The sequence below is a fragment of the Alphaproteobacteria bacterium US3C007 genome (assembly GCA_034423775.1).
Classification (GTDB): domain Bacteria; phylum Pseudomonadota; class Alphaproteobacteria; order Rhodobacterales; family Rhodobacteraceae; genus Thalassovivens; species Thalassovivens spotae.
This window is the reverse complement of sequence record CP139918.1, coordinates 424,522-439,566: the sequence shown is the minus strand read 5'-3', so window position 1 is coordinate 439,566 and position 15,045 is coordinate 424,522. Positions and strand designations below refer to the sequence as shown.

General features: G+C 51.3%; 15 protein-coding genes. 7 read left to right on the top strand and 8 right to left on the bottom strand.

Annotated elements, in window-relative coordinates; genetic code table 11:
* Positions 1–59: 59 nt before the first annotated feature.
* Positions 60–1,448 carry an aminotransferase class III-fold pyridoxal phosphate-dependent enzyme gene (locus UM181_02245; GenBank protein WQC63452.1) on the bottom strand — a complete coding sequence of 463 codons (1,389 nt, stop codon included), beginning with the start codon at positions 1,446–1,448 and terminating at the stop codon, positions 60–62.
* 338 nt (positions 1,449–1,786) lie between these two features.
* Between UM181_02245 and UM181_02240 the strand changes: the two genes are divergently transcribed.
* A complete protein-coding gene (locus UM181_02240; protein WQC63451.1) occupies positions 1,787–3,043 on the top strand; it encodes a glycerate kinase in 1,257 nt (418 codons plus the stop codon).
* Here the strand turns inward: UM181_02240 and UM181_02235 are convergent.
* Complete coding sequence (locus tag UM181_02235) at positions 3,032–5,356, bottom strand: DNA topoisomerase IV subunit A (GenBank protein ID WQC63450.1); 2,325 nt, start codon at positions 5,354–5,356, stop codon at positions 3,032–3,034. The two genes, UM181_02240 and UM181_02235, sit on opposite strands and share 12 nt — an antisense overlap.
* A gap of 173 nt (positions 5,357–5,529) precedes the next feature.
* Here UM181_02235 and UM181_02230 point away from each other — a divergent pair, with 173 nt between their 5' ends.
* From UM181_02230 to UM181_02205, 6 genes are all read left to right on the top strand, one after another.
* Positions 5,530–6,360 (top strand): SDR family NAD(P)-dependent oxidoreductase, encoded by an 831-nt coding sequence (locus UM181_02230; protein WQC64811.1) that lies wholly within the window; start codon positions 5,530–5,532, stop codon positions 6,358–6,360.
* Positions 6,361–6,450: 90 nt separating this feature from the next.
* A complete protein-coding gene (locus UM181_02225) occupies positions 6,451–6,648 on the top strand; it encodes a twin transmembrane helix small protein (protein ID WQC64810.1) in 198 nt (65 codons plus the stop codon).
* Positions 6,649–6,658: 10 nt separating this feature from the next.
* The gene (locus UM181_02220; GenBank protein WQC63449.1) at positions 6,659–7,231 is read left to right on the top strand and encodes a cob(I)yrinic acid a,c-diamide adenosyltransferase; all 573 of its coding nucleotides are present in this window, start codon (positions 6,659–6,661) and stop codon (positions 7,229–7,231) included.
* 151 nt (positions 7,232–7,382) lie between these two features.
* Positions 7,383–8,141, top strand: coding sequence for an electron transfer flavoprotein subunit beta/FixA family protein (locus UM181_02215; protein ID WQC63448.1), 759 nt, complete (start codon positions 7,383–7,385; stop codon positions 8,139–8,141).
* A complete protein-coding gene (locus tag UM181_02210; protein WQC63447.1) occupies positions 8,141–9,070 on the top strand; it encodes an electron transfer flavoprotein subunit alpha in 930 nt (309 codons plus the stop codon). Before UM181_02215 ends, UM181_02210 begins: the two co-directional genes overlap by 1 nt.
* Before the next feature lie 388 nt (positions 9,071–9,458).
* Entirely contained in the window at positions 9,459–10,334 is an 876-nt protein-coding gene (locus UM181_02205) for a 3-hydroxybutyryl-CoA dehydrogenase (GenBank protein WQC63446.1), read from the top strand.
* Positions 10,335–10,361: 27 nt separating this feature from the next.
* Here the strand turns inward: UM181_02205 and UM181_02200 are convergent, their stop codons facing one another.
* The 6 genes from UM181_02200 to UM181_02175 form a co-directional block, all read right to left on the bottom strand.
* Complete coding sequence (locus UM181_02200) at positions 10,362–11,201, bottom strand: lysophospholipid acyltransferase family protein (protein ID WQC64809.1); 840 nt, start codon at positions 11,199–11,201, stop codon at positions 10,362–10,364.
* A gap of 79 nt (positions 11,202–11,280) precedes the next feature.
* Positions 11,281–11,559, bottom strand: a complete 279-nt coding sequence (locus UM181_02195; GenBank protein ID WQC63445.1) for an HPr family phosphocarrier protein — start codon at positions 11,557–11,559, stop codon at positions 11,281–11,283.
* Positions 11,559–11,951, bottom strand: coding sequence for a PTS fructose transporter subunit IIA (locus tag UM181_02190; GenBank protein WQC63444.1), 393 nt, complete (start codon positions 11,949–11,951; stop codon positions 11,559–11,561). The genes UM181_02195 and UM181_02190 overlap by 1 nt, the downstream gene beginning before the upstream one ends.
* Before the next feature lie 48 nt (positions 11,952–11,999).
* The gene (rapZ, locus tag UM181_02185; GenBank protein WQC63443.1) at positions 12,000–12,863 is read right to left on the bottom strand and encodes an RNase adapter RapZ; all 864 of its coding nucleotides are present in this window, start codon (positions 12,861–12,863) and stop codon (positions 12,000–12,002) included.
* A complete protein-coding gene (locus tag UM181_02180) occupies positions 12,850–13,287 on the bottom strand; it encodes an HPr kinase/phosphatase C-terminal domain-containing protein (GenBank protein WQC63442.1) in 438 nt (145 codons plus the stop codon). Before UM181_02180 ends, rapZ begins: the two co-directional genes overlap by 14 nt.
* Before the next feature lie 29 nt (positions 13,288–13,316).
* On the bottom strand, positions 13,317–15,044 hold the full coding sequence (locus tag UM181_02175; GenBank protein ID WQC63441.1) for a HAMP domain-containing sensor histidine kinase: 1,728 nt from the start codon (positions 15,042–15,044) through the stop codon (positions 13,317–13,319).
* Position 15,045 lies beyond the last annotated feature (1 nt).

Here is a 15,045-nt window from a genome sequence, read left to right as displayed (position 1 = left end):
AAATGGCGGGCCCCTCTTGCCCCTTACCTGGGGCAAGAGAATGGCTTTTAGGGCCTGGCTTAGCTTGCGAAAACGCGCCCCAGCGCTTGATCAACCGCCTCGGTGATGTGGTTGATATCGTCTTTTGTGGCGATGAGCGCAGGGCTGAAACATAGCGAGTTGTTAAAGCCTGGCAATGACCGGTTGGTGGCGCCGATGATCACGCCTTGCGCCATACAATCGGCCACAACAGCCTGCACTTTCTTCTCATCAGCGGGTTCTTTGGTGGCGCGGTCGGCCACCAGTTCGGCGCCGCAGAACAACCCTTTTCCGCGCACATCGCCGATCACAGGATGTTTTTCGGCCAACGCGTTCAAGTTTTCGATCATATGCGCGCCCATCGCAAGCGTATTTTCGAGAAGCCCTTCATCTTCGATGATCCGCATATTTTCGATCGCCGCAGCTGGGCCGGCGGTACAGCCGCCAAAGGTTGAAATATCGCGGAAATAATTCATCTTATCGCTGGCGTCGTCTTTGAACATATCAAAAACGGCTTCGGTGGTGACCATGCAGGCAATTGCGGCATATCCTGAGGCCACGCCTTTTGCCATCGTTACCATATCGGGTTTGATGCCATAATTTTGATACCCGAACCAGGTTCCGGTGCGCCCGATGCCGCAGACAACTTCATCGATATGCAGCAAAATATCATATTTTGTGCATATTTCTTGCACGCGTTCCCAATAACCTTCCGGAGGGGTGATAACACCGCCGCCAGCTGTCACTGGCTCAAGGCACAAGGCGCCAACGGTTTCAGGCCCTTCTGCCAAAATCACCTCTTCAATCGCGTCAGCGGCGCGTTTGCCGTAGGCTTCGCCCGTCAGATCCCACTGGGCGCGGTATTCCAAACAATGGGGAACCCGCACGAAGCCTGGCGTAAAGGGTCCGTATTGGGCGTTGCGCTCATCTTGGCCACCGGCGGAAAGCGTTGCAATGGTGGTGCCGTGATAATCACGGTCACGATACAGGATCTTATGCTTTTTGCCGCCATAGCGCTTATGTGCGATCTGACGCACCATTTTAAAGGCTTTTTCATTCGCCTCAGATCCAGAGTTACAATAATAAACCCGGCTCATACCCGGCATTTTGCTAATCAGTTTTTCCGAGAACAGCGCCCCGGGGATCGAGCCGGCAGAGCCCGCGAAATAGTTAAGCTTAATCAATTGATCGCGCACCGCGTTGGCAATGCTTTCGCGCCCATAGCCGACGTTAACGGTCCAAACGCCGCCAGAGACTCCGTCAACATGTTCTTTTCCGTTTTGATCCCAAACCTTAATTCCCTTGCCCTCGACAATAATCCGAGGGTCATTGGTTTCAAAAGGCTTGTGCTGTATCAGGTGATGCCAGACATGGGCGCGGTCAGCTTCGACCACATTGGAAATATCGTTATCGTAAAGCGCTCCGTCCATCTGACGTCTCCTTGTTCTATCTGCGCCCGATCGCTGGGCGGATTCTGTTTTCTCTTTGCTTCATTCAGCCTACTTCTTATGCTTTCGATAGGGCCAGTTGATAACTGATTTTAGGTCCAAAACTGAAATTTTGGAAATTTAAATCCCGCGGCTGGCTCCGAATCGAGTCAACAAAACCATAAAATGCGGATTTTTGATGCAAAAAAGTTTTTAACCCTAGCCCGTTTGATCGGTCTTTTCATGGCGAGGCTAAGGCGGATCGGTATCAGGATTTGTGCTTGAAATCTATTTTGCCTTTCTTTCTTTACCCTGTGCTGCCTTCGCGCTAGCAAATAAGCATGATAGAAAATCCAAAAATCCTGTTTGAAACGCTGTTTGCGGTCGCGGTGGATGCTGCGGATGCCAAATCTGTGCTGAAAGATCATTTGCCAAGCCCGCCGAAAGGCCGGACGGTTGTGGTGGGGGCTGGAAAAGGCGCTGCGCAATTGGCCGCTGCCTTTGAAGATCTTTATGAGGCCCCGGTCACCGGCGTTATTGTAACCCGATATGGATACGCAATCGCCTGTCAGTCGATCACGGTTTTGGAGGCTGCACATCCTGTGCCGGATGCCGCGGGCGAGCGGGCCAGTGCCGCGCTGCTGAATGCGGTTGCGGGCTTGACGCCGGATGATTTGGTGGTGGCTTTGATTTGCGGCGGAGGATCTTCATTATTGCCTTGCCCGCCCGAGGGGTTCACGCTTGCCGATGAACAGGGTTTAAACGCAGCTTTATTGGCCTCGGGGGCGCCCATTTCAGCGATGAACGCGCTGCGCAAACAATTCAGCAAAATCAAGGGCGGGCGGCTTGCCGCGGCGGCTTACCCAGCGCCGGTTCTGTCTTTGGTATTATCCGATATTCCGGGCGATGATATGGCGCAAGTGGCTTCTGGGCCAACCCTTCCGGATCATCGCGGGGCCGCAGAGGCATTGGCGGCAATTGATAATTATCGCCTTGATTTACCAAAGCGCATGCGCGACGCGATTGCCACAGTGCAGGCCCCTTTGCCCAATAATCCTGTTTTTAAGGGGCATCGCGCGCGTTTGATTGGATCTGCGCGCTTATCGCTGGAAGCCGCGGCGCAGCGCGCAAGGGCGTTGGGAATACCCGCGATGATCCTGTCCGATGCGATTGAGGGCGAGGCGGCTGATATCGCCCGCATGCATGCGGCCATAGCACGTGAAATTGCGCTGCGCGATCGGCCGTTTCGCAAACCTGTGTTATTGTTGTCAGGCGGGGAAACCACTGTCACGTTAAAGGGCAATGGGCGCGGCGGGCGCAATACTGAGTTTCTTTTGGCTTTGGCCATTGAGCTTGATGGGATGGCAGGCGTGTATGGCTTTGCCGCCGATACTGATGGTATTGATGGCTCTGAAAGCAATGCTGGGGCCTTTGTTGGCCCGGATACGCTGGTCCGGCTGCAGAAACTGGGCCTTCAGCCAAGAGCCTCGCTTGCCAATAATGATGCGTTCAGCGCTTTTGACGCCCTGGGTGAATTATTTTCGCCAGGGCCGACAGGCACTAATGTGAATGATTTCCGCGCACTCTTAATCGTTTGAGGCGGGCGGCTTTGTAAAGCGGTTATCGCGCGGGAAACCGCGCGGTGCCATGCGGCCCGCGCTGGCCCGTTTTGAGGTCCATTCCAGCAGATCCGTTTCGGTGCGCGTGCGTCCTGCCGGATCTAGCCAGCTGAGCCCTGCGGCCATATCAAAGGTGGTTACGTCTGACAGGCCGCCATCTTTATATTTTTGAAGCCGCACGCCTTTGCCGCGGTTCATTTCTGGAAGCTCTTCAATCGAAAACACCAAGACTTTTCGATTTTCACCCACAACCGCAACGTGATCCCCCGCAATCGGCAAGCAGGTCTTTGCCTTGACATCGCCGCGTACGTTCAGCACTTGTTTGCCGCTGCGCGTTTGGGCGATGATCTCATCCTCTGGTACAATAAACCCATCCCCCGCATCAGAGGCCACCAACAATCGGCGCCCGGGTTTATGAATTAAAATATCCAGTATTTCGCAGTCATTTGGCAAATCTACCATCAACCGCAGCGGTTCGCCCATGCCTCGCCCTCCGGGCAGATTGGCGGCCGAGATTGTGTAAAAGCGGCCGTTGCTGGCAAAGACCAATAGCCGATCGGTGGTTTCGGCGTGGAATATAAAAGCGCTTTCATCGCCATCCTTGAACTTAAGCTCGCGGGCAAGGTCGATATGCCCGGTCATCGCGCGGATCCACCCCATTTTGCTGCAGACAACGGTGATTGGCTCGCGATCGATCATCGCTTCAATCGGCACATCTTCAACGTCTTGTGCTTCTGAAAACACCGTACGCCGCGCGCCACCAGCATAGTCTTTGCCGAATTGTTTTTTTGTGGCTTTGATTTCTTCAGACACTTTCGCCCATTGCAGCGCCGTATCATCCAGCAGGGCCTGCAACCCCGCACGCTCGAGGGTCAACGCCTCGCGCTCATTTACCAATTGCACCTCTTCCAAGCGCCGTAACGAACGAAGGCGCATGTTCAGGATAGCTTCTGCTTGAACATCGCTGAGGCTGCCTGTTTGTTCAAGATTTGGGCCGCGATAATCGGCCTCAGACGTGGCGCGGGGTTTTGAGGGATCCCAGATTTCGGCCATAAGCGCGGCTTTTGGATCCTCATCATAGCGGATAATATCGATCACCCGATCCAGATTCAAAAACGCAATGATCAAGCCGTTTAAAACTTCCAACCGGTGATCTATTTTATCGATCCGGTATTTGCTACGGCGCAAAAGTACCTCTTGGCGATGATCCAAAAAGGCCCGCAACACCTCTTTCATGCTACAAACTTTTGGGGTCAGCCCATCGATCAAGACATTCATGTTCATCGCAAAGCGAATTTCCAGATCCGAGTTGCGATACATCATACCCATCAACATATCCGGATCGACGTTCTTCGACCGTGGCTCGATGATAAGGCGGATATCTTCTGCGCTTTCATCGCGCACATCACCCAAAATCGGTAGCTTTTTCAGTTGGATTAATTCAGCGATTTTTTCGATTAACTTGGATTTTTGAACTTGAAACGGAATTTCCGTTATCACAATTTGCCATTGCCCGCGCCCAAGATCTTCGACATGCCATTTGCACCGCAACCGAAACGAACCGCGGCCGCTACGATAGGCTTGCGCCATCGATTCAGGGGTTTCTACGATCACGCCGCCGGTGGGGAAATCAGGGCCTTTTACATAGGTCAAAAGCGTATCGTCTCGGGCGTCTGGTGTTTTGATCAAATGCAAGCAGGCATCACAAAGTTCGACAATATTGTGCGGCGGAATATTGGTCGCCATGCCAACCGCGATGCCGCTTGAGCCATTGGCCAATAGGTTGGGAAAGCTGGCGGGCAGCACTACAGGCTCGCTCAAAGTGCCATCGTAATTTTCGCGAAAATCAACCGCGTTTTCGTTCAAACCTTCCAAAAGTGCTTCGGCAACTGCGGTCATGCGTGCTTCTGTATAGCGGCTGGCCGCAGGGTTATCGCCGTCAATATTGCCAAAATTTCCCTGCCCATCGACAAGCGTGTAACGTACATTGAAATCTTGGGCCAAGCGCGCCATCGCATCATAGATCGCAGCATCGCCATGGGGATGATAATTGCCCATCACATCGCCGCTGATCTTGGCCGATTTACGAAACCCGCCAGTTGCGCTGAGGCGCAATTCGCGCATCGCATAAAGGATGCGGCGATGCACAGGCTTCAAGCCATCGCGGGCATCGGGCAGGGCGCGATGCATGATCGTGGAGAGCGCATAGGTTAAATACCGATCGCCAATCGCCCGCCGCAGCGGTTCAGAGGAGATGCCATCTATATTGGGGTCGTCGGTTATTTCATCCATAGATGATGTGATAGCCGCTGTGTTCTGGCAGGTAAAGCGGCTGCGACATAATTTTTTAAACGGTCTGCTTTAAACATTCATTTCTGCTTGGTTGGCTGTCAAAACCGATAAAACATTGCCTCCTTCTGGAAATTATGCGCAAGGGGGACTGGGTTAAAACGGGTATAAAGCTGATGGAACAAAAATCGATTCTCATCACCGGATGTTCTTCCGGCATTGGCTATGATGCGGCGCATCGGCTGCAGGCGGAAGGTTGGCGGGTTTTTGCCAGTTGCCGGAAAGCGGATGATGTGGCACGTCTGCGCGCCGAAGGCTTGGAGAGCGTACGGATAGATTACAGTTTGGAGAACACCATCGCATCGGGGTTGCAAGAAGTGCTCGAAAAAACCGATGGGCGCCTTGATGCAGTGTTCAACAATGGCGCTTTTGCCTGCCCAGGCGCGGTTGAGGATCTGCCACGCGCCGCTTTAGCCGCTTTGTTTGAAACCAATCTCTTTGGATATCACGATTTAACCCGCCAAGTCATTCCAATCATGCGCGCGCAGGGTTTTGGGCGCATTCTCAATTGTTCTTCAGTGCTGGGCTTTGTTGCCTTGCCATGGCGGGGGGCATATGTGGCCAGCAAATTTGCGTTGGAAGGGCTGACACATACTTTGCGGCTTGAAATGCGCGATAGCCCGATTGATGTGGTGCTAATTCAACCGGGGCCGATCACCAGTCATATTCGTCAAAACGCAATTCCACATTTTGAGAAATGGATTGATTGGCGCGGATCAGCCCGCGCGGTATTTTATGAACGTCACTTGGTAAAACGTCTTTATGAAGATGCGGGGCCAGATAAGTTTGAATTGCCAGCCAGTGCGGTCAGCGATACGCTGCTGCGCGCGCTCAGCGTTAAGACGCCAAAAGCCAGCTATTATGTGACCACCCCCACCTATATGGCCAGTTGGATGCGCCGGTTGCTACCGCAGCGCGCTTTGGATTACCTTCTGACCCGCGGTTAAAGGGCTGGGCCGCATAATCATGGAGATTGGCCTTCGCTTTTTGGAAGAAGACGCCTACATAAAACGTGAGGCAGAATGGAAACACAGAATATGGCGCAAGATCCCCTTTTTATTATCGTTATTTTGGCGATGGCAGCGGTGGCAATCATTTTGATGATTGGCATTGGCGGCTTTGGTCGGGGTGGTGAATTCAATCGCAAATACGCAAATAAGTTGATGCGCTTGCGTATTTTTGCGCAATTCATCGCGGTGCTGTTGATTTTGCTCTTCGTTTATTTTGCGCGTTAAGGAGATTGAGATGGTTGTTTTAAACAAAATTTACACCAAAACCGGAGATGATGGTGAAACCGCGCTGGGCAATGGCACGCGTGTCGCCAAACATTCTATGCGCGTAAATGCCTATGGTACGGTTGATGAGTTGAACGCCACGGTGGGCGTTGCCCGGTTGCATGCAGATGGTGATATGGGGCAATGGCTTTCCTTGATCCAGAACGATCTGTTTGATTTGGGCGCGGATCTGTGCCGTCCCGAGATGGAACGCGATCACGAAGCGGAATACGCACCCTTGCGCATGGCTGGATCGCAAGTGACGCGTTTGGAAAATGAAATTGATGTTCTGAATGCCCAACTTTCGCCTTTACGCAGCTTTATTTTGCCCGGCGGCAGCGTGTTGTCAGCGCATCTACACGTGTGCCGTACTGTGGCGCGCCGTGCAGAGCGCCTTTGTGTTGAGCTTGCAACCATGGAAGCGATCAACCCCGATGCTGTGCGGTATTTGAACCGGTTGAGCGATTGGTTCTTCGTGGCAGGCCGCGTCGCCAATAATGCTGGCGCTGACGACGTGCTATGGGTTCCTGGTGCAAATAGATAAGTCAAATCGCATTTTTTTGTAAAAACGCGACGTCCTAGACCCATACTGTGACGATTTTTCGCTGTCGTTTTCGGCGCCATAGGATTATCACGGGTGAGATTTTGGATGGGTGATGCGCTAAAAAAGCGTAAAATGCGAAGGAGATCTCCCCATGAAGGTATTGGTGCCTGTCAAACGCGTAATAGATTATAATGTGAAAGTGCGCGTGAAAGCGGATGGGTCTGGCGTCGATTTGGCCAATGTCAAAATGTCGATGAACCCGTTTGATGAAATCGCGGTTGAGGAAGCAATCCGTCTGAAAGAGGCGGGCAAGGCAGATGAGATTATCGCGGTGTCTGTTGGCGTTGAAAAAGCCCAAGAAACCTTGCGTACCGCCTTGGCGATGGGCGCGGATCGCGCAATCCTTGTGGTTGCCGCCGAAGACGTACATCAAGATATTGAGCCTTTGGCCGTGGCAAAAATACTCAAAGCGATTGTGGATGAAGAGCAGCCTGGTTTGGTGCTCTGCGGCAAGCAAGCCATTGACAATGATATGAACGCAACGGGTCAAATGCTGGCCGCGCTGTTGGGGTGGTCACAGGCCACCTTTGCATCTGAATTGAGCGTTGAGGGCGATGCTGCGGTTGTCACCCGCGAGGTCGATGGTGGTCTGCAAACGATTAAAGTGACTATGCCGGCGATTGTTACGGTTGATTTGCGGTTGAATGAGCCTCGCTATGCCTCGCTGCCCAATATAATGAAGGCTAAGAAAAAGCCTTTGGATCAGAAAACTGCGGCGGATTTGGGCGTGGATGTCGCGCCGCGCCTGAGCATTGTGAATACGGGCGAACCCGAAGCGCGTTCGGCCGGGATAAAAGTGGGCTCGGTCGATGAGCTGGTTGAAAAACTTAAAGAGGCAGGAGCAGTATAATGGCAGTTCTTCTTTTGGCAGAAGTAAATGGCAATGAATTGGCCGTAGACGCCACTGCAAAAGCGGTGAGCGCGGCCACAGCTTTGGGTGATGTTACGGTTTTATGCGCGTCTGCGGGCTGCGGCGCGGCTGCTTCGGCTGCCGCGCAATTGGATGGGGTAGGCAAAGTGCTATGTGCGGATGATGCGGCCTATGGAAATGGCCTTGCAGAACCGATTGCAGATCTTATCGTGTCATTGGCGGGCGATTATTCTCATTTCGTTGCTCCGGCAACAAATTCCGCTAAAAATATTCTACCCCGTGTTGCGGCCCTATTGGACGTGATGGTGATCACCGATATCACGGCTGTGGTCGATGCAGATACGTTTGAACGCCCGATTTATGCAGGCAATGCCATTCAACGCGTGAAAAGCGGCGATTCCAAAAAGGTGTTATCCGTGCGGACGGCAAATTTTGACGCCGTTGGTAGCAACGGTGCCGCAGCGGTTGAAAGTATTTCAGCTGTGCCCAATCCTGAATTGTCACAATGGATTGAAGATAAGGTGGCCAGCAGCGATCGCCCCGAACTGACGTCTGCGGGCGTGGTCGTGTCGGGCGGCCGCGGCGTTGGCAGCCAAGATGATTTTGCGATGATCGAAAACCTAGCTGATAAATTGAATGCGGCTGTTGGCGCCTCGCGCGCGGCGGTTGACTCTGGGTATGCTCCGAATGATTGGCAAGTGGGTCAAACGGGCAAGGTGGTTGCGCCCGATCTGTATGTGGCGGTTGGAATTTCCGGTGCGATCCAGCATTTGGCCGGAATGAAAGACAGCAAAATTATCGTGGCCATTAACAAAGATGAAGAAGCGCCTATTTTTCAAGTTGCTGATTTTGGACTTGTTGCTGATTTGTTTGAAGCAGTACCAGAGCTGACTGATAAGCTGGTGTAAACCCATCCTATAAATTTACAGAACAAGAAGCCCGCATGCGCGGGCTTTTTAGTCAGGGGTGCGCCTCTGACGGTTTCACGCCGCTGTGAGCCGCTTGTCGATTGATCAAGGCGATCTGACTATACCCAAGTCGACATGCCAGCAGGTTAGGTTTTTTTATGCGCGGCGAAGCAAAAAGTCTAAGTTGGTTTTTGGCGCATTATTTGGCGCCATTTCAAATGCGCGGCGCAGCAAGGAATGCGTTTTAAAGGTTGGCAAAGCATTTGGCCCTTTCTTTTTGCAGCTTTTAGAAAAGTCTTCAGAAAACTTTGATAAGAAAACCGCCAGCCCTTGCACCTCTTTGCTCTGAATGCCTATGCTCTGCCAAGCATTAAAAGGAGCGCGCGGCGTGGATATTCAAAAAGTTGGAGTGATCGGGGCCGGGCAGATGGGCAATGGTATTGCGCATGTTCTGGCGCTGGCCGGATATCAGGTGACCATAACGGATCTTAATCAGGCGGCTTTGGACAATGCGCGCGTTGTTATTGATCGCAATTTGGCGCGTCAGGTAAAAGGCGCGAAAATAACTGCTGATCAGAAAGTTGACGCTATTGCGCGGATTTCTACCACCTTGGCCCTGCCCGATTTGGGCGCTGCGGATTTGGTGATTGAAGCGGCAACTGAAAAAGAGGCGCTGAAACATAGCATCTTTGAGGCGCTTGTGCCGCATTTGCAGCCCCATACCATTTTGACATCGAACACCTCTTCGATCTCAATCACACGCTTGGCCAGCCGCACGGATCGGCCCGAAAAATTTATGGGGTTTCATTTCATGAACCCGGTGCCGGTAATGGACCTCGTTGAGCTTATTCGTGGAATTGCCACGGATAAGGCGACCTATGACAGCTGCCTCACGGTGGTTAATACGCTTGGTAAAACAGCGGCCAGCGCTGAAGATTTTCCCGCTTTTATCGTGAATCGGATTTTAATGCCGATGATCAATGAAGCCGTTTACACGCTTTACGAAGGGGTGGGGTCGGTTGAATCGATTGATCAATCGATGCGTCTGGGGGCCAATCATCCGATGGGCCCTCTCGAACTGGCCGATTTTATCGGTTTGGATACATGTTTGGCGATTATGAATGTGTTGCATGAAGGCTTGGCCGATACCAAATACCGGCCCTGTCCGTTAATGACCAAATATGTAGAAGCCGGTTGGCTTGGGCGTAAAACGCAGCGTGGATTTTACGATTATCGAGGCCCAACCCCCGTGCCAACGCGGTGAAGTTCGCAGCACAGTAGCCGCGCTGGCTCAGCTTTTTTTATCGGCAAGCCCAAGCGTCTCGGCGCGTAGCCAATTTACAAAGCCGCGCGGATTAGACGCCCAGTTTTTAATCGTATCGCGCTCAATCACATCCCCCACCACTGGCGCTTGGGGCTTGTTCATCGCATGAACCACTTCATGAAGCAGCAACCCTTGGCGTAGCGTGGCAGAGATTTGATTGGCAATTTGATAAATGCGTGAGTTTGCGCCGGGAAAAAAAATCGGTAAAACGCGCGCGTTTGAGCGCTGGATCATTTTCGAGGTAAATGGATTCCATTCCGCTTCTATCGCGGGGCCAAACATCGTTTTAGACGCCGCCACAACGCCGGAAGGGAATAGCACCACCACACCGCCATTTTTCAGATGCGACATTGCACTTTTGCGCATTTCAAGGTTTTTTTCCAGCGCCTGGCTGTCATGCACAAAGGGAACAGGAATCATAAAGTTTTCAATTTCAGCAATTCCAGTGAGCAAGGTGCGGGTTAATATTTTATAATCCGTGCGCACGCGCCCAATCAATTCTCCAAGAATCATACCATCGACCAATCCATGGGGATGATTCGCGGTGATAACCAGCGGACCCTCTTTGGGGATTTTTGCGATTTGGCTTTGCGGGGTTTGCAGTTCGACATTCATGATGTCTAAAGCTTGTTTCCAAAAGGCCTGGCCGACCGGAACGCCTTGGGCCTCAAATTTGCGTATGACGCGCAGCAGGCGCAGCTTGCCGGTTACAAACTCAATGGTTTGGATGGTTCTGCGCTGGGTCGGGTTTTTAAAAGTTGTGGCATAAGACAGTTTGCGCCTGTCATAGGGAATATCCGGATCCACAGGCGTTGAGAGGGGCTGATCATCTCTTAAGCTCGGGGTTTGTTGTATCCGCTCCACCACAGTATTTCCTTTTCTGTCCTTAGAAGTCTTCGCCGAATCTGGCGGCTATCAAGACGCCAATCGCTTCTGACAGATCCTTGGCTTGGTTTCCGTTGGTGTTCACGTCAATAAAGGTTCCGCGAGAGGCTGCCAACATTAAAAGGCCCATAATGCTATTGCCACAAGCCTGTAAACCATCTTTGAAGATCTCTGCCGTAGCGTCATATCTCTCAACGGTTTCAACCAGCTTGGCTGCCGCGCGGGCGTGTAAGCCCTTTTCATTGATAATTTCAAAGCGTTCAGAATATGTGTCTTGCATCAGGTTCCTGAGCCATCATGGCAATCAATATATTTGCGCCCAGCGTTCAAAGAGATATCTACCGCATCTTGCACGGAGAGCCGCCGTGATTTTGTAAGCTTGATCAACATCGGTAGGTTTGCGCCGTAAATGATTTTGCGGTCCTGCGGTCTACAGGCTTGCAGCGACAGATTGCAGGGGCTTCCGCCAAACATATCGGTCACCACAACCACCCCATCACCGGTATCAACGTGATCGGCGGCGTTGCAAATTTCGGCTTCCATGAAGGCTCTGTCATATTCGGCGCTGATGCCAATGGTGGCAATACTTTTTTGCTTGCCCACCACATGCTCCACGGCGGCCAAATACTCTTTTGCAAGACCACCATGCGCGACAATTACAATCCCAATCACCTGACCGCCCTTACCTTCTGCCGCCCATATCCCTACTCGATATAGCTCTTACTCGTCCAATTCCATATGCTGCGTCAACACATTCCAGCCACAATCTTCCAAAGCCTGTGCCATTAACCCCACGAGCGTTACGGATCTGTGTCGCCCTCCCGTGCAGCCAAAAGCCAATGTGAATTGGGTTTTCCCTTCTCTTTTATAAGCAGGAAGTAGAAATAGGATCAATGCATGGGTTTTTTGGAAAAAATCTGTGAAGGATGGATCGCTGACCACATAGTCTTGTACAGGCTGATCGCGTCCATCGCCCGCGCGCAAGGCTGGTTCCCAATGTGGATTTTTTAGAAATCGCACATCTAGCACCATATCAGCGCCGACAGGTAACCCTTTTTTGTAAGAAAATGATTTTAAGATCACGGCCAAATCGGTATTTTTTCCGCCGTCAAAATGATGTTTGATTTGCGCGCGCAACTCATGTGGCGTCAAGTCAGATGTATCGATTAATAGATCCGCTTTGGCTTTGATGGGGTTTAAGAGCTCGATCTCATGCGCGATCCCGTCTTGGATGGTTTCTTGGGGTGCGAACGGGTGTTTACGCCGGGTTTCAGAGAATCGCAGATTGAGCGTCTTTGGATCACAATCAACAAACAGGACGGTTGCTTTGATTTTGGGCAGCGTCTTTAATTGCGCAATCGAGTTGATGATGGCTTGGATGGAAAAGTCGCGGTTTCGGATATCCAGCCCGATCGCCAAGGGTTTTGATGTTTTTGAAGAAGTGGCCACCTTGTCAATTAACGAAATGGGCAAGTTGTCGATGGTTTCAAATTCAAGCTCTTCCAAAGCGTTGATCGCAGAGGACCGTCCCGCGCCCGACGGACCGGTTACAAGAACCAACGTAATTTGGTCAGCTGATGACATCGGACGGGTTTTGATCCTGCGCTAAGCCGCTTTGCGCTAGAACATAGACTGCCGAGGCAAATCCGTCCATCTGTGTTGGGTAAATTAATGGAAGTTTGACCTGAAATAAATCATGGTATTTTTGTTCTGGAAGGCGAGAGGTTTCGTGTTGGTTCAGATCAATTACCAAATGAAGCCGCGTTTCTTGCACCAGCTTTGGTCTTAAAAAGCCAATTCCGCGCGCTTCGATCAGGCCTTTGATGGTGGCCGGGCACCGCGCGACCACGTGGTTTTCTACCCGTGTTACCAGCGTTTTATCATCCGCAACCAATGAGGCTCCGAGCGCGATCAACTGAATTGCGAGGGATGATTTCCCACTTCCGGATGCTCCCAAAATCAGGATGCCGCGCCCATCGATATCGATGCAGCTTGCATGCAGTATCATGTTATCCCCATGTAATTCGTTGTTTCACTTCATATTCGCGTCAGGGCAATCAAAAGCCTTGCCCCTAAAATATCACTCTCTTCGCCTGTTGAAAGCTTGGATGTGATATTTTCTGCCCAAATCACGCCGCCATGCGCCTCAACCACTTGTTTTGAAATGCTCAAACCTAAACCAGAATGCTCGCCAAAAGCGCTGTTAGGTCGATCAGAATAGAAGCGATTGAAAATTTTATCCAATGAGCCTTTCGGGAAGCCGGGCCCGGTATCCTCGATAACCGCCAAACAGGTATCAGTCTGTAATTTTACCCAGATACGAATAATACCACCGGCGTCGCAGAAACTTATCGCATTGGTGGCCAAGTTTTCAAACACCTGCGCAAGCCGCTTTTCTAAGCCATTTATGATGATTGTTTTTTGAGGCAGCTCCAATTCGATCGTGATATCTTTTTCTGCTGCTACCGGATCATATCTTTGCGCAACGTTGCGCAGCAACTGGCCTATGTCAAAACTGGCACAGGTTTCTTGCTCGAGTTGGCCATCGAGCTTTCCCGCAGCTCCAATGTCATTTAGCAAGCGTTCCATCCGCAGCACATCTTCTTGGATTATTCCAAGAAGCTGCTGGCGTTGGGTCTCTTCCTTTACCAATTCTAACGCTTTTGCAGCTGCGCGCAGCGAGGTGAGCGGGTTTTTGACCTCATGTATCACGTCGCTTGTAAATCGGTTTTGCATATCTATTTGGTGGTAATATTTGCGGCTCATTTCACGTAAAACGGCGGTTAAATTTGCCACTTCGCTTCCCTCTGGTGCTTTAGGCGCTTGCTCAAGCATAAGCTCGGGCGAAGGTAGGCTTGTTTGCGCATTCTTCTGCTGAAGTCGCCTTGTCAGCACAGTGATCGGGTGGCTGACCCGATAAAAAATTAATAGGCTGATTAAGACAGAGGCTAAAATACCCAAACCAACCGCTGCAACGCTTTGGATACGCAAATCAGAATAGATCTTTTGCCGCGCAGAATCTTCAATGAAAATGGCCAAAGCGCCAAGGATTTTATCCTTATGCTTAATAATGCCAGTTTCTAAAAAATATAAATTGCCGATGTTTGATCGAATGTTGAAATCGGCGTGTCGATATGCGTTCTGAAGTGTTTTATGGATTTCTGCGGACAGCAGTTGTTCCAACGATACAAAATGCGAGGTCGCTTGTGCATCAGGTTGAATCGCTGCAAAACTTTGCTGAGAGATGTAATGGGTTTGAGGGTCATTATGCAACCCAGGATCTGGATGAAGAGACGTTTGCGCCAAGATTTCACCCCGATTGCTGAACAGCGTTATTTGTCCATTTACCTGTGCATCAATTTGATCTGTATGAGCCTTTAATTGCGCATTGTGATCCCGCCATGTCTCCATCTGCGCGAGCTTTGGGATAAGCGTGTGAAAAATCTGGTCAGCCGTGTAGTCAGGGTCGTTTTGATGTAGTGTTTCAATCAATGCCGGCCACTTATACAGCGTTGCTGCGTTGAATAGCAGCAAGATTATAACCAGAACCATATTTACCGAAATGATTAAAACTTTTGAGCTGTGCAAGCGCCGTGATAGCGCGCCCGATGCCTTTGCGATCCAATTTTGGTTCTGGGGTTCTTTGGATTGGTGCGCGCGAACCAGCTTAGGCCAGTGGCGCGCCCCAATACCCTTGGACTGATGCGTTTCGCGCTCCGCCTCTGCGGTTTCGGTTGCGCTGTGAGAACGATCGCCGGCCGTCATA

Coding starts and splice junctions, on each gene's coding strand:
- UM181_02245 (WQC63452.1), bottom strand. CDS start 1,448: ATGGACGGAGCGCTTTACGATAACGATATTTCCAATGTGGTCGAAGCT.
- UM181_02240 (WQC63451.1), top strand. CDS start 1,787: ATGATAGAAAATCCAAAAATCCTGTTTGAAACGCTGTTTGCGGTCGCG.
- UM181_02235 (WQC63450.1), bottom strand. CDS start 5,356: ATGGATGAAATAACCGACGACCCCAATATAGATGGCATCTCCTCTGAA.
- UM181_02230 (WQC64811.1), top strand. CDS start 5,530: ATGGAACAAAAATCGATTCTCATCACCGGATGTTCTTCCGGCATTGGC.
- UM181_02225 (WQC64810.1), top strand. CDS start 6,451: ATGGCGCAAGATCCCCTTTTTATTATCGTTATTTTGGCGATGGCAGCG.
- UM181_02220 (WQC63449.1), top strand. CDS start 6,659: ATGGTTGTTTTAAACAAAATTTACACCAAAACCGGAGATGATGGTGAA.
- UM181_02215 (WQC63448.1), top strand. CDS start 7,383: ATGAAGGTATTGGTGCCTGTCAAACGCGTAATAGATTATAATGTGAAA.
- UM181_02210 (WQC63447.1), top strand. CDS start 8,141: ATGGCAGTTCTTCTTTTGGCAGAAGTAAATGGCAATGAATTGGCCGTA.
- UM181_02195 (WQC63445.1), bottom strand. CDS start 11,559: ATGCAAGACACATATTCTGAACGCTTTGAAATTATCAATGAAAAGGGC.
- rapZ (WQC63443.1), bottom strand. CDS start 12,863: ATGTCATCAGCTGACCAAATTACGTTGGTTCTTGTAACCGGTCCGTCG.
- UM181_02180 (WQC63442.1), bottom strand. CDS start 13,287: ATGATACTGCATGCAAGCTGCATCGATATCGATGGGCGCGGCATCCTG.
- UM181_02175 (WQC63441.1), bottom strand. CDS start 15,044: ATGACGGCCGGCGATCGTTCTCACAGCGCAACCGAAACCGCAGAGGCG.